Here is a 15,927-nt window from a genome sequence, read left to right as displayed (position 1 = left end):
TGTTACTCATTTATATTAGTGAATGCATTGGTATAAATAAAAATAATTATCAAAACTGTAAGCAGTGGATAAACTAATTACTGACGATTATCCCAAAAGTTTACATACATCGTGTTTCCACAGACTACAAATCTCAGATTTTAGTTTTTGTCTCAATTCAATATAAAATCTAAAACTTAAAATCCAAAATCAACATGGCAGACCTAACTCCTAATTCTAGTTTTAGTTTGACACTGCGCTTGCAGATTCCCAATCGTGTAGGGATGTTGGCGTCGGTAACACATGCGATCGCAGCTACTGGCGGTAATCTCGGACAAATTGATTTAATCGAGCAAACCCGCAAAGAGTCCACCCGCGATATTACTGTGGATGCTGCTAGTACTGAACACGCTGAAACCATTGTGCAAGCAGTCAGAGCCTTACCAGACATCAAGTTACTCAGTGTTTACGATCGCACCTTTAATTTGCATCGCGGTGGCAAAATCAGCATTGCTAGCAGAATTCCCCTGAAGAGTGTATCTGATTTAGCAATGGCTTACACACCTGGAGTTGGTCGAATTTGTACTGCGATCGCTCAAGATCCAGAGGAAGTTTATAAGTTAACCATCAAACAAAACACTGTTGCCATTGTTACTGATGGTAGTGCCGTTTTGGGTTTGGGAAATCTCGGCCCGGCCGCTGCTCTCCCAGTCATGGAAGGCAAAGCAATGCTATTCAAGGAATTTGCAGGGCTGGATGCTTTTCCCATTTGTCTCGCCACCCAAGATACAGAAGAAATTATCCAGGCAGTTAAAAATATTGCTCCAGTGTTTGGGGGCGTAAATTTAGAGGATATCGCTGCACCTCGCTGCTTTGAAATTGAAAAGAGATTACGCCAAGAGTTAGATATCCCCGTTTTTCACGACGATCAGCACGGTACAGCAATTGTCACTTTGGCAGCGTTGTATAATTCCCTGAAACTGGTACATAAATCCTTAGCAGAAATCAAGATCGTGATTAACGGTGCTGGGGCGGCGGGAGTGGCGATCGCTCGGTTACTCCGTAAAGCTGGGGCAGAAAAAATCTGGATGTGCGATTCTAAAGGGATTATCTCTACCAGTCGCAGCGATTTGACAGAGGAAAAACTCGAATTTGCTGTGAAAGGTCAGGGTACATTAGCGGGTGCAATGCAAGGAGCAGATGTGTTTATTGGTGTCAGTGCACCAGGAGTTTTGACACCAGAAATGGTGCAATCGATGGCGAAAGATCCAATTATCTTTGCAATGGCAAATCCGATTCCAGAGATTCAGCCAGAATTAATCAGTAAAGATGTTGCTGTGATCGCGACCGGTCGTAGCGACTACCCAAATCAAATCAATAACGTCCTCGCTTTTCCTGGGGTATTCCGTGGTGCTTTAGATTGTCGGGCACAGACAATTACCATCAAAATGTATTTGGAAGCTGCAAGTGCGATCGCCTCTTTAGTTAAGCCTTCAGACTTGAATCGGGAACATATTATTCCTTCAGTCTTTGATGAGCGCGTTGTCACTGCTGTTGCTGCTGCTGTGCAACGTGCCGCGCGGGAAGAAGGCATCGCGCGGAATTAATTAACTAAAATAATCACTTTTATGGGATGGGCATATCGCTCGTCCCTAAACTTTTAGGCTGCAATCAATTTGCGCTATGAACTGATGTTAAACAGATAAGAATTGATGCATGATTGGTGATTAGATGAGTTGGGGCTACCAATTTAGGAGCAAAGTAACACATCTAAAACACCATCATGTCAACTGTTTGCAATGAAGTATCAAGTTGGAGACGAGTTTTTACAAGAACTACCACTGATTTTAGGGGGGCCAATCCTCCAATATACTGAGCCAGAGTCTGTGACAGTATGGGTGGCGCTTAAACAGTCTTGTCAGGTAGAACTTAAGGTTTATGACACAACAAATGATGGTGAAGTAATAGGAAATTGCTTATTGGAGGGAGAACGCTCTACCTTTGCTTTGGGTAAGTATCTTCATGTAGTTGCGATCGCGGCTCGGTCTACAATTGGACATCGCTTAACTGGAGGTCACATCTATGCATACGACCTCCAGTTTACTGTTGCCGACCAAACCCTGCAAATGCAACAAGCATTATGTTCAAACTCCTCTCCTCCAGTCAGCATCAGCTACTTCGATCATCAAAAACCAACCTTTGCTCTACCGCCAAACCGTCTTCAAGACTTGCAAATTGTCCATGCTTCCTGCCGTAAACCTCATGGTCATGGGTTTGATGCATTGCCAATTCTCGATAGTATGATTCAGACATCAGCAAATCAACCCCAGCACCGCCCTCACCAGCTGTTCCTCACGGGAGATCAAATTTATGGAGATGATGTAGCAGAACCATCTCTGTGGGTTGCCACTACTCTTGGTGATGCCCTTTTGGGTTGGGAAGAACAACTTCCGGTGAATGGAATGTACTGCACTCCCCAGCAGCTACCCCCTGGAGAGCGTGCTGATGTGGCGACAAATCAAGCTGGTTTGACGGCAGGACTACATAATAAAGCAGAGAAAGTCAACAGTCATCTTTTCAGTTTAGGTGAATATTACGCTACTTATTTACTAGCTTGGTCGCCAGTGTGCTGGCCGACTGCATTTCCCAAAGGACACCAAGTAACACGCGATCGCAAAGCTATCAAGAAGTGGAACCGAGAAGTCCAGCATTTGCGCCAATTCATTTATACCCTTTGGAAAGTGCGCCGCGCCCTTGCCAATATTCCCATGTACACCATCTTTGATGACCATGATGTTAGTGATGACTGGAATTTGAACCAAGCTTGGTGTTTGCGCGTGCTGGGGCGACCATTAGGGCGAAGAATAGTCCAAAATGCATTGTTAGCTTACACGGTGTTTCAAGGTTGGGGCAATACACCAGAACAATTTGCAGAAGGAAAACCAGGTGAAAAGCTGTTGGCGGCTGCACAAGCTTGGTCAGCTTCTAAAGGGAGAGATGCAAAGGCTAATGAGGCGATCGCTCGTTATGTAGGAATGCCAGCCAACGATCCCCACACAGGTTTACCTATTTTAGTCCGAGACGGTTCAGTATTTATTCTGGAGCGAGATCTGGAAGCGCTGACTTGGCATTATATAGTCCGCAGCGATTGCCATGAAGTAATTGTGCTGGATACACGTACATGGCGAGGTTATCCAGCCGATCAAAAACCAATTGCCCCACCGATGCTGTTGTGTCCCAAAGCCTTTGAGCAACAACTACTTTTACCTTTACAACAAGTAACTGAACAAACTCAAATTAAAACTACATTTGTGATTGCGCCTACAAATGTTTTTGGATTACAAGTGATTGATTGGATTCATCATTGGCAGTTAAACCAGGAGAAAGTTTTTTCAACAGATGTTGGAGATGCTTGGAACATTAATGTTGAAGCACTGGCGAAATTCCTAACTACTTTGTTTGAAGAACGTCAACAAGTCGTGATTCTATCTGGGGATATTCACTACAGTTCTGTTGCTCACTTATCTTATGCACGCACCCATTCCAAATTACAATCTGTCTTGGTACAGTTAACCGCTAGTGCATTGAAGAATGAAGAGATGTTGACGCGGCTGATTCATACACGATTGAAAGATTGGCTGCTACCAGAAAAAGTGCGACATTGGATAGGCTGGATCGACCCACCCAATATGGTAGAAATTTCCGAGAAACAATTACACCATAATCGTCAGCTGCTGAATGCCCCTGACTGGCATTGTGTACTGGAGTGGATACCTAGAAACAGTGTTCAGACTTCTACCTACACAGCAGATATATTATCGTTGATAGCTCCTTGGAAACGAGCCGAAAATGCTAAATGGAAATGGTTACAACCCCTGATTGTTTGGAAATCTCGTTGGTTTCAGGAGGGACGAGAAGTAGTTGGATTGAATAATTTAGCTCTGGTTCACTTTGAGTTAGCAGATGAGAGTAATTCTTGCAAAGTTATTCAAGATTTATACTGGTTTTCTTGTTGGTATCCAACCCAAATTGTTTACAGCCGTTTTGAGAGCCAGTTAACGCCGAATCAATCATTGTTAAGATGATCGGCTTTGCTCTGCGAATGAAAATTCTGGTTGTATATCTGGGCACTCTAGATCAAAGAAACTTACTGGAGAGTAATTTCTATGTCTACAACCCCAATTAGTGCAACATTGGCACAAACAGACAGAGATGCTGTGTTGCAAGCGATCGCCACCATTAAAGAAAAGCTACCATTTTTGGTTGATTTGAGTGCTGGCGATCGCAAGACTTTACCCAAGATAGGCGATAAGAGTTGGGCGTTTGTAAGCATTGCATTAGAGGTGGCCGTGCAGAATCCAGAGTTTTTACCGCGATCGTTCGACTTGGAAGAGATGCGGAAGGATGTGCAATTATTTGAAGCGTTGTATCCGGTGTTGTTGTCGTTGACGCAATTACAAGAGTTGGTAGATGATACATCTCTTGCAGTCGGTAGTGAAGCTTATGCAGCGACCTTGCAGGTATACAACTACGCGAAAGCCAGTGGACAAGGCACGGGTTTAGATGCAGTGGTTGTGGAAATGGGACAACGATTTGCTCGTAAACCTGGAAAATCCAAGTCTCAAAAAGCAGCATTGTAGAAAATAGCTCGGTAGTTGCACTTTTGAGGTGCAACGTTAAAGTTCAGAATTTGAATGTTGGAGTTAAAAGCACGACATTCCAAGTTCTGAGGTTTATTTTTTGAGTTCAAAGGCTCAACGTTCAAGCAAAAAGGTGCAACTTCCGAGTTCAAAGGCTCAACGTTCGAGTAAAAAGGTGTAACTTCCGAGTTCAGAGGCTCAACGTTCGAGCAAAAAGGTGCAACTTCCGAGTTCAGAGGCTCAACGTTCGAGCAAAAAGGTGCAACTTCCGAGTTCAGAGGCTCAACGTTCGAGTAAAAAGGTGCAACTACCGAGTTCAGAGGTTGAAAATTGAGATTTTGAAAGCGATCGCAGAAGCATTTTATCCTGAAAGCTTATCTCTGATGTGGCATCACTAAGAGTTTGACTAAGCTAACATAGTAAAAATGTTTTCTGTCTTTTCTCAGTGAAAATGTCCAGTCAAGATTACGGTTGGAAACGCTTTTGGTGTAGTCGCTCAGGTAGCATTAATCTGGTTTGTGGTGGTTATCTGTGCGACCCAGAAGCAGAGGGGGGACACATCTATAATCCAGACCTTGTAACTTTTAAGGCTATATCCGACTTACCATGTTTAGCACTCTTGGGTGAACCAGGAATTGGCAAAAGCTATACCATAGAGGCAGAGAAAAATGAAATTATTAGCGAAATTCAAAAACAAGGTGGTCAGGCACTTTCGTTAAATATCCGTTCTTATGGAAGTGAAGACAGACTGGTTTGCAGATTATTTGACAGCCCAGAATTTACTCAATGGCTAAAAGGCACTCATCAGTTACATATTTTTTTAGATAGTCTTGATGAATGCTTGCTACGAATAGATACATTAGCAACGCTCCTAGTTGACGAGTTCAAACGTTATCACAATCATATCCAGCGTTTACATCTTCGTATTGCCTGCCGAACGGCTGTTTGGCAACCAGTCCTAGAAGAAGGACTGAAGCAAATTTGGGGTAAAGATAGTGTAGGAATTTATGAACTAGCCCCACTTCGGCGTGTAGATGTGAGTAAAGCCGCAAAGATTGAAGGCATCAATAATCCTGAAGCATTTCTAGAAGAAATTAACAGGAAAAATGTTGTACCTTTGGCTATTAAACCAATTACATTAGAATTTCTGATTAAAACTTATCGTAGCTACGATGGTAAATTTCCTCCTAATCAAAGGTTGCATGAACTTTATCTTGAAGGATGTCTCTGGCTTTGTGAAGAACGGAATAAGAGCCGGATTTCATCGAAATTAAAAGGTAATCTTAAGCGGCAACAACGTTTAATGGTTGCGGCTAGGATTGCAGCGATCGCGATTTTTGGCAATAAATTTGCTATCTGGACTGGTATTCAGAGTAATGTTCCAGATGATGACGTGCTTATTGAGAAGATATGCCAGGGAACAGAAAGCGTTGATGGTAGAGAGTTTGAAATTACTGAAGAAGCTGTTGAAGAAGTTTTAGATACTGGTTTATTCTCATCTCGTGGTGAATTAAGTCGTATGGGATGGGCACACCAAACCTATGCTGAGTTTCTGGCTGCATGGTATCTAACACAACGTCAGATAGAACTATCTCAAATTCTAAAACTTATAGTTCATTCTGATGATCCTGATAGCAGGATTATTCCTCAGCTTTATGAAACTGTAGCTTGGATAGCGAGTTTGTTACCTGAAGTATTTCAGGAAGTCATGAAGACTGATCCTCATATACTGCTGCAAAGCGATGTTGCCACTGTTAGTGATAATGATAAAGCTTCTCTGGTTGAATCTCTTCTAAAACTACACAATGAAGAAAAATTGACGTACCAGCATAATACTTGGCTCTACCCAAATCTAAATCATCCTAAATTACCTGATCAGCTTCTACCTTATATTTTTGATTCAACAAAGAGTATAAATGCAAGGAACGTAGCTATTGATATTGCAGAAGCCTGTAATGTAAAAGCCGTACAGGAATATCTTGCCGATGTTGCTCTTGATCCTCAGCAACATTCTTCGGTTCGCATCAATGCAGCAGTTGCTGTATGCAATCTTGGTGATGAAAAAACCAAAGCAAGATTAAAACCTTTAGCAGTTGCTAAAATCCAAAATGATGTAGAAGAACAGCTAAAAGGTTGTGGACTACGAGCAGTTTGGCCAAGCAATATAACAGCAGAAGAGCTTTTTAACGTAATAACACAGCCAGCATCCAAATCCATTGGTAGCAGATATCAAAGTTTTATAGCAAAAGAACTTGGGAAACATCTTCAAATATCTGATTTATCAGTAGCTCTAAGATGGCGAGAAAAACAAGTTACTAGGTACAATTTACATTATCCTTTTGGGGATTTATCAGATGTAATTATGTTGAAAGCCTGGGATAATCTGAATGAGTCAGAAGTAATGCAGGCATTTGCTAGAGTTGCTTTTTTGCAGCTTAAGAAGCATGATGTAATTGTATATGACAATTCATATAAAACAATATCCTTTAGCCAGGTTTTAAAAGATGATATTTACAAGCGCCGTCAACTTGTAGAGTCAATTATCTCTATCATTCCAGAATCAGACAAGGAGCCTCGGTGGTTAATTAGCCACAGAACAGGAATTGTTTTTAAGCAAGATTTTACATGGTTAATTAAATGTCTCCAAAATTCAGAAACCGAACATCATCAAAGGATTTGGGCAAAATTGATCCGGTGGAATTTTAGACTGACTGAATTGGAATTTGAGCATCTAAATGCTGTGCTTACAGCAAGCCAGACTAACTTAATACTAAGAAAAGAGTTTGATCTCGAAGCAATTGAGTTAGGTTCACTAAGAGCGCAACAAGAACAAGTAAGATATCTAGAGCAACAGGAAGGGCTAGACGAAGACGAAAAGCAACCTCTTTTAGAACCTCCGCCAAGGGCGCGAGTACTTGAGACTTTGAGTCAAATTGAGGCTGGTCAGTCTAATCTTTGGTGTTCTTTATGCTTTGAATTAACTCTTGAAGCTGATAGTACTCATTATGGTAATCCATTTGGATCTAGTTTGATAAATCTTCCTGGTTGGAATGAAGCAGAAGATTCAACCAAAGAAAAAATTCTTCATGGTGCAAGGCTTTATCTGAGCGATGGCGATCCAGAAAATCAAGCTTGGCTGGGTAAAAATAATTGTCCCTGCTCTGCATTATTAGGCTATCAAGCATTAAGTCTGTTGCTACAAAAAGCACCAAACTTTATTTTCACTCTATCAGCCGATGAATGGCAAAAGTGGACAGCAATAATCCTTGCGTATCCCAACGAGGGAAGAATTGAAGACCAAGAGCATCGACAGATATTGATTAACAAAGCCTATGAAAATGCTCATAGCGAATTTCTTAAAGTCTTAATCATATTAATTGAAAAACAGAATCGAGAACATGGTTTTGTTGAAATCAACCGCTTCATAAAAAAACGCTGGGATGAAAAGTTAGGTAAAGCAATATTCAATAAAGTTCAAGAAGATAAAGAATTAACTGATAAAAGTCTAGGTGATTTACTTGAGAATTTACTGAGATATGGATTTATTGAAGCTAAAGCATTTGCAGAATCTCTAATTACTTCACCTCTTGCGAACAGTAGCGAGGAAAGAGCAAAAGCAGTTGCAGCAGCTTGTGCGCTTATGCTCTATGCAGAAGATGCAGGCTGGTCAGTTGTTTGGCCTGCTATTCAGCAAGATACCGAATTTGGTCGAGAAGTTATTGAAAAGATAACATCCTCAGTTGAATATAGCGGGAGTATAGAACAGCGTCTACCTGAACAACACATAGCAGATTTATATATCTTTCTTGCCAAGCAATATCCTGATTCAGATCAGGAAAAGCAAAAGATTCCTGAAGATGAAAAGCTTACAGGTATAACAGCATACGTGGAAAGCGTACAAGACAGTATCAAAACCTGGAAAGACTACATACCACAACGCTTACAGGAGTGCGGTACTCCTCAAGCCTGTGAAGCACTTCGCAAGATTATTTTTGAGTTTCCAGAATTAAAAGACAAATTGCAATGGAGATTGCTAGAGGCTGAGGCTTTAATTCGTCGCCAAACTTGGCAACCACTTCAACCAGAGCAGATTCTCCAGATTGTGAGCAATAAGCCAAAAAATCAAAGTACACAAATTCAAACAGGAGTCGTTATTATGCAAGGATCAAACAACCCAAACTTAAACTTTAGTGGATCTGTGGGTGGAGTCAATGTAAATAGCACGGTAAATGGAGATCAGATTGGAACACAGCATAATTATGCTCAAGAGCAAAATCTCACAGAGGCTTTTGAAGAGATACAGCAAATCGTAAATCGTATAACTCAGAATTATCCCACTCAAACTGAAGCAGAGAAACAAATCATTATTGCAGAAGCAGTAGAGCAGGTGAAGCAGAATCCAACTTTGAGGAAGCGCTTGGAATTGGGAGGAAAAGCATTTATATTTGAAGCACTTCAGAAAGCTTCAGATCAGTGGTGGGTCGCTCCATTTGTGAAAGCAATCGAGGCTGGGGTGAAGGGAGAATAAACTTAAGTCAAAAATTAGGTGATTGTCTTTTCAGTCACCATCATCTAACATCAAAGCCTCAAGTCTCAAGCTCAGAACTCAACGTTCCGAGTCCAGAAGCTCAACGTTCGAGTAAAAAGGTGCAACTTCCGAGTTCAAAGGCTCAACGTTCGAGCAAAAAGGTGTAACTTCCGAGTTCAGAGGCTCAACGTTCGAGTAAAAAAGTGCAACTTCCGAGTTCAGAGGCTCAACGTTCGAGCAAAAAGGTGCAACTTCCGAGTTCAGAGGCTCAACGGTCGAGCAAAAAGGTCGAACTTCCGAGTTCAGAGACTCAATTTTGGTGTTCTAATCAGTAAAAGCTGAGAATGTATGCAGCCAATTCAATAGAATTATCCCAACACGGCATATATTCACGTCATATACTATTGTGGAGGTCAAGAAACCCAAGCGAATTTTGACTTTGCCGAGAAACAAAAGTTTTCCTGTTGGCGGGAGGGTTAGAAAATGAGTGATTTACAAACCCAGTTACCCACAAATACATGGATTTACACTTCTTGGGAGGAGTATGAGCAGATAGTCGCTAGCTTACTCAACGAGAAGGGAAAAAGCTATTACTACAAAGGACACATGAGGCTGGAAATGCCACCAGTTAGTTTTGATCATGGTAAAGACCATGTAATAATTATTTTTGCTGTAACTCTATTTGCGACCATTAAAGAGATTCTAGCGACAGGTTTAGATACAACCACCTTTCGTAAAACTGGTATTCAGGACTGTCAGCCCGATGTAGTGTATTACCTTAGAGAACGTACCCAAACTATCCCAGCAGGTACAGGAATCGTCAACCTCGATCGCTATCCTGCACCGGATTTAGTTATTGAGATTGCGAAAACATCTCTGCTGGATGACTTGGGTACAAAACGATCGCTCTATGAAGAGTTAGGTATTGCCGAATACTGGGTAGTAGATGTACAAAATGCCCAAATCATCGCTTATGCTATGGCAGAGGAAGGTAGTAAACGTATCCAAGAATCACAGATATTGCCTGGATTGGCGATGCCTATTTTAGAAGAAGCCTTACGCCGTAGCCGTGAGATGAATCAATCTGAAGTTGGAGCTTGTTTATTGAGCCAGTTCCAGCAAAAGGAGTATTGTTAACTAATAGTTTTTTCAAAAAGATATACATCATCTTGCTGATATTCTAAGTTAAACTTTGATTGGCTTTTCAAAATATTTACCAAGTTAGAAATAGATTCTGAAGTTGCAGCACAACCTGGATGGCTAGTGGGGATATCCTAGAGGTTTGAGATGATTATCCCGATTTTAGATATGCGTCTATTCCGAGAAAAAGAATGGTTATTTAGCTTACTGATAATATCTCTATTTCTATGGCTGATATTTTTGGGAAACTCTCCTTTAAGAGATTGGGATGAAGGTACTGTGGCACAGGTTGCTCGTGAAATTTGGCGTGCCCCGCTTGGTTCAATGCATTGGCTTTATCCCACATTGGGAGGACAACCTTATCATAATAAGCCACCCCTGATCCACTTGTTAATTGCTTGGACTTACTCGATCGCAGGCGTGAATGAGTGGACAACGCGTCTACCGGGTGCAGTATTAACTGCCTTGGGAGTGCCTTTGCTTTACTTGGTGGGATGTTTGCTTTTTAAGCAAAGTTTACCAGCTCTGTTTAGCGCTTTAGTTTACCTGACGATGTTGCCTGTAGTGCGTCACGGAAGGCTAGCAATGCTAGATGGTACAACTATTACCTTTTTCTTGCTGCTGTTGTTTTGTTTGCTAAAAGCACGTCAGAATCGTCGATATGCTCTAGGTGTGGGATTTTGTCTGGGGTTAATTGCTCTCACGAAAGGGATGATAGTTTTGCCGCTAGGGGCGATCGCTTTTTTATTCCTGATTGCAGATCGGCAGTTTACTTTGTTAACAAGCCCCTATTTATTAGTGGGAATATTTTTAGGAAATGCACCTGCGATCGCTTGGTTTGTCGCTCAATGGCAACATTATGGCGAAACTTTCTTCCAAGTGAACTTTCAAACACAAACTCTCGATCGCCTGACACAATCTGTTGAAGGCCATAGCGGGCCACCCTGGTACTATTTAATTGAGTTAATTAAATATAGTTTTCCTTGGCTACTATTTTTACCAGGAGGTTTTTATCTAGCTTGGAAAAAACGTCATACTACCTGGGGTAGCTTAATTCTTATTGGCACAATTTTTTACTTAGGAACTATCTCTTTAATGAGAACTAAGCTGCCTTGGTATGTTATGCCTGTATATCCATTTTTAGCTTTGGCAATTGGTGCGAAACTTAGCGAAATTTGGCAGTACGGTCATTTTAAGGTGCGAAGTTTGACAATATTTATGGCTATTATTGCTATTGCTGGTTTAGGAGGCTTTGTTTACTTTATTCTTGCAAAGAAAGAGCCTAGTTTAATAGTCCTGAGCATTGTTTTGGCAATAAGTATGAGCATTGCAGCATGGCTAATTAAACAACGCGATCGCAACTTTATTCCAGTGTTATTTTTTGGAATGTACTTAGTTTTAACACTGTTAATGAGTTCGCAATCATGGATCTGGGAATTAAAGGAAGCTTTTCCAGTTAAACCAGTAGCAGAATTAATTCGGACAAATGTTTCAACAGGAACACAAATTTATACTTCTTTTGCTTATGGGCGTCCCAGTTTAGACTTTTACTGCGATTGTAAGATAACTCCTGCAACTGTCCCAACTTTACAACAAATGTTATCTAATAAATCTTATTTGCTGTTAGACAATGGGGCTTTGCAGCAAATCAATTTAACTGGTAGTAAAATTATCGGTTCGGCTCAAGGATTTACACTGATTTCACCATAACTTAAATATGTAAGATATTTTACTTTTTTCATCTAAATAAATTTATCCTTTAGAGACATATTCTCTAAAATTTAACTTTAGATAAATCAGCGCTGCTACGATCCTTCGTTTGTTACTTGAACAATTGATTGACTCGATTGGGCTAGATAGATACCCGCTAAAACTACGGCAAAAGTAGCCCAGTCAAACAAACCCACTTGTTCTGCAAAAATAAACCAAGCAAAAATGGAAGCTAGAACTGGTTCTAAAAGAAGCGTAACGGCGACAACGCCTGACGAGATTCTGCTAAGGCTATAAGCTAAAAGTCCCTGACCCAAGACTTGGCAGAAGAGAGCTTGGAAAATTATGAAAAACCAACCCATCCAGGAATAGGGCAATAGTCTATCTTCGAGGAATGGGACGACTGGTAATAGAAACATTGTTGTCACTCCGCATCGCCACAGCATGATAGTTGCAGTGCTAAATCTGGTTCGGAGTCTTTCTATCAGTAGCATACACGTAGCCATGAAAACCGCAGTTAGCAACGCTAATGCATCACCTAATATTTGATCGGTTGCAAATTGTACCTTATTGAGTTCAAATGCGATCGCTCCCACCAAAGCGATGACCAGACCAATCACGAATCTATTGTTGAAACGCCGACCGAATAATAAATACCCAGCCAAAGCAACAAATAAAGAGTTCAAATTAGACAGTAAAGCCACGTTGGCAACACTAGTTTGACTCAGCGACCAAGCCCATAATAGAAGATAGGTTCCAGCAGAGGTTCCCATTGCCAACAATAGCCACACTTCTTGACTTGTAAAAGGCTTCTGTTCTATAGATTGGTTATCAAGTAAGACAGGAGTAATACTGCCTGACGCTCGCGGACTTGCTAACGCTACGCTATCTATCTCCTGCCTTTTGCCTCCTTCAATAGACTGTTGGTGGCGGAAAGCCTCAAGTCCATTCCACAAACCAAAGACAACTGTTGCAATCCAACTGCGATGAAATACTACAGCATTTGCACCAATTTCTTGTTGACACAATTTAGTCAAAGATGGTGCTAAGGATATGGGAATTAAGGCAAACAATAATGAGACAGTTCCTAATAAAGCGGGTGTTTCGGAGAATTGTTGCTTTAGTAATGACAGTTTAATCGTCATACTTTTAACGAAAGTGTTAACTATATTGTTGACTGATTCCTGGAACGGATAATTAACAGCAGCTTGGCTAGATACGGCTAAGTATAAACCCATTAAAACTACAGCGAAACCTATCCAATTCGAGAAAGTTAATTTTTCTGAAAAAATTACCAGAGCGAAAATGCCGCTAAATACTGGTTCTAACAGATGTACCAAGGAGACAACCACAGAGGAAAACCTAGCAAGGCTATAGGTCAAAAGCCCATGACCTAAAACTTGGCAAACCAGCGCCAGGAAAATTACCCATACCCATCCACTGACTGTAGAGGGGAAAAGCCGATCTTGAGTAAACAAAAGTATGGGGAAGATAGCTAGAGCGGCGATCGCACAGATCCACAATTGAATTGTAGCTGGAGAAAATTTAGCTCGTAATTTTTCTACGATCAACAGGTATGCACTCAAGAAAATCGCCGAAACGATCGCAGCCAAGTTTCCTTGAACCTCGTCTGTAGCAATTTGCAACTCCTCAAATTCAATGGCGAACGCTCCCCCAAGGGCGATGACCATGCCAATCAGGAATTGCTTCTCAAAACCCTTACGAAATAGCAGCCACACCCCTAAACTAGTAAATATGGGAGCGAGATTGTGTAAGACACTAGAGATCGCAACGCTAGTTTGAGTCAGCGACCAAGCTAAGAAGACTAAAGTCGCAGCCCAAAAAATACCAGCACCAAGCAATAACCACAGATCCTGACTGGTGTAGGGTTGCTGTTCTACAAGTTTTTCTAAGGAAAGTCGCTGACGAATTGTCTTGTATCCATGCCAGAGCAAGAAGATCGCACTACCAAGCCAAAGGCGATTAAATACAGTGGCATTGGGACTGAGTTCAGTTTCGCTCAATCTTACGAAAATAGAGCCAAAAGATATGGCACCGACACCTACAAATAATGAAGCGATCGCTATCTTCGTTTGATTGGATACATTCATTAGGAAATTTAAATTCAATTTCTTAGCAATAATGGATCGAACCCTCTAACCAACCCAATGCTCTTGGGCAAATCCTACAGCTATTTTGGCTAGTAATGTCACAAAAGCCCCTAATATTAAATATCCCTGACGAGGATGGCGAGATAGCAGCACACCAATAGCTATATTCAGAGGCACTATACCATAGGCGAGACGGCTCAAAGAGATAGTACCTCCAGAGGCTAGCAGCAAACCAATACCACAAAAGCCATAAATAACTGTAACTGGGGTCAGTTGCGTATGTAAGCGCCACAACACATAGCCACCACCCAAGACCATGAACAAGTTGAGGAAGTTATCGATCCACTGTTCGCTTGCCAAAATCAACAAAAATAAGACTAAACCATAAAACCCATAAAATAATTTTACAGAACTAGAACGTTGACGGAGATGCCATAAAAGATAGCTACTAGAAACGATCGCGCCAACTAACAAGAGATACCAGGGGTCTTGAATCGCATCAGAGGAGTTTTGAACCCAGCCAAATTGCCAATTTTTACTGCCAACGGCAATTTGCATGAACATATTTAACCAACCTTGCCAATCAAATCCTAGAGTTGGTCGCCATCCTCGCTGTGCTTCGATAAAAGCTAAAGGGTCGCCAAAATAAATCGCACAATACAAACTGAATAGAAGTATGCCAATAGCAGTAGTTAAAGCGGCTATATAGGCAATAGGTGGTCGGCGTTCTTTCCAGGCTGCGATCGCTAATGCTGGAATTAGTGCCATACCTGTAGGACGTGTTGCTGTCGCCATCGCGCCCCAAAAAGCAGTCCAGGCATACTGCTTTCGATCGAATGCCTGCAAAGTCGCTGTACTCAAAAACAAATACAGTCCCTCTGTGTAAATCACCCCCGTAAACATGGAAGCTGGATACAAAGAAAGCACAGCAGTTACCCAGTGCGCTGCATTGATGCCATAACAATCCTTGACCCAAAAGTACAAATAGTAAAGTGCTGCAAAAAATGCCAAGTTGTTGACTAACGTGCCTGCCAATTCAAACGGTAAGCCCAACTCCATCAAAAACCAGATGCTTAAGGGAAACAGGGGAAAGAAGGCGAGATTATGTTGCTTGCCGTCATTCACAAATTCATAACCAGAAGTTGCGATCGCACGGTAATGTATACTATCCCAGGCATCAAAAACCCCCCAGCTAAAACGAGGCAAAAATTCTTCTGCTGGTAACGGTAGCTTTGGCGCAACCAGCAACATAGCTGTCCAGATGAATATTCTACTGGCAAGCCATATTGCTGCTGGAAACAGGAAATCATTTTTCCATAAAACTTTTTTTATAACTATCTGAACTTTGGCCATAAGGTTGAGTGCTTCAACAAACTCCTTTGTGCATCCTTTTACCTATGGCTGTAACACAGCAATTTTTGAGTAATATTTTGCATATTAAATCCTCCACCAACACAATCAACAAACTGGACAGATTAAAAACTACTTAAAAGTATTCACTATCTAGTTACTTTTGCCAATTTTCTCGAAATTTATCTTTAAAATATACTATTTATAAATACAATTTTTGTCTACCTGTATGAAAATTGAACTGCTTTAGGGCGTATTTTAAAAACTGATGAAATAGTTTATGATTTACGCACTATACACAATTTATGTATATCATAATACTTAGCACTGAATACATTTGTTACTCCTCAACTATCAAGACGGTTCGGTTAAGCCCAAAAAATGAAAATGGCTAGGTTGGGTTGAGGAACTAAACCCAACATATTGTGGGGTTTATCGGGTTTCACTACCTTCAACCCAACCAACAAAT

The 15,927-nt window shown here is 41.2% G+C and carries 8 protein-coding genes; 6 read left to right on the top strand and 2 right to left on the bottom strand.

Annotation, left to right across the window (positions count from 1 at the left end):
- The first annotated feature begins 194 nt into the window (after positions 1-194).
- The 6 genes from AC1F2U_RS11020 to AC1F2U_RS10995 all read left to right on the top strand — a co-directional run bounded on the left by AC1F2U_RS11020 (position 195) and on the right by AC1F2U_RS10995 (position 11,997).
- Positions 195-1,586, top strand: a complete 1,392-nt coding sequence (locus AC1F2U_RS11020; protein ID WP_480261159.1) for a malic enzyme-like NAD(P)-binding protein — start codon at positions 195-197, stop codon at positions 1,584-1,586.
- A gap of 192 nt (positions 1,587-1,778) precedes the next feature.
- The gene (locus AC1F2U_RS11015) at positions 1,779-4,064 is read left to right on the top strand and encodes an alkaline phosphatase D family protein (RefSeq protein WP_480261158.1); all 2,286 of its coding nucleotides are present in this window, start codon (positions 1,779-1,781) and stop codon (positions 4,062-4,064) included.
- A gap of 81 nt (positions 4,065-4,145) precedes the next feature.
- Positions 4,146-4,619 (top strand): hypothetical protein, encoded by a 474-nt coding sequence (locus tag AC1F2U_RS11010; protein WP_480261156.1) that lies wholly within the window; start codon positions 4,146-4,148, stop codon positions 4,617-4,619.
- Between the two features lie 451 nt (positions 4,620-5,070).
- Positions 5,071-9,147, top strand: a complete 4,077-nt coding sequence (locus tag AC1F2U_RS11005; RefSeq protein WP_480261154.1) for an NACHT domain-containing protein — start codon at positions 5,071-5,073, stop codon at positions 9,145-9,147.
- A 483-nt stretch (positions 9,148-9,630) separates the two neighbouring features.
- Positions 9,631-10,284, top strand: coding sequence for a Uma2 family endonuclease (locus tag AC1F2U_RS11000; protein WP_480261153.1), 654 nt, complete (start codon positions 9,631-9,633; stop codon positions 10,282-10,284).
- 171 nt (positions 10,285-10,455) lie between these two features.
- Positions 10,456-11,997 carry an ArnT family glycosyltransferase gene (locus tag AC1F2U_RS10995; protein ID WP_480261325.1) on the top strand — a complete coding sequence of 514 codons (1,542 nt, stop codon included), beginning with the start codon at positions 10,456-10,458 and terminating at the stop codon, positions 11,995-11,997.
- A 95-nt stretch (positions 11,998-12,092) separates the two neighbouring features.
- On the opposite strand, the gene AC1F2U_RS10990 is transcribed toward AC1F2U_RS10995, so the two are convergent.
- Entirely contained in the window at positions 12,093-14,108 is a 2,016-nt protein-coding gene (locus AC1F2U_RS10990) for a DMT family transporter (protein WP_480261152.1), read from the bottom strand.
- Positions 14,109-14,153: 45 nt separating this feature from the next.
- Positions 14,154-15,461 (bottom strand): mannosyltransferase family protein, encoded by a 1,308-nt coding sequence (locus tag AC1F2U_RS10985; protein ID WP_480261151.1) that lies wholly within the window; start codon positions 15,459-15,461, stop codon positions 14,154-14,156.
- Between the last annotated feature and the right edge of the window lie 466 nt (positions 15,462-15,927).

It is taken from the genome of Nostoc sp. LEGE 12454 (assembly GCF_056620565.1).
Note: the sequence above shows the minus strand (reverse complement) of the source record. Positions and strands in the feature narration are given on the sequence as shown.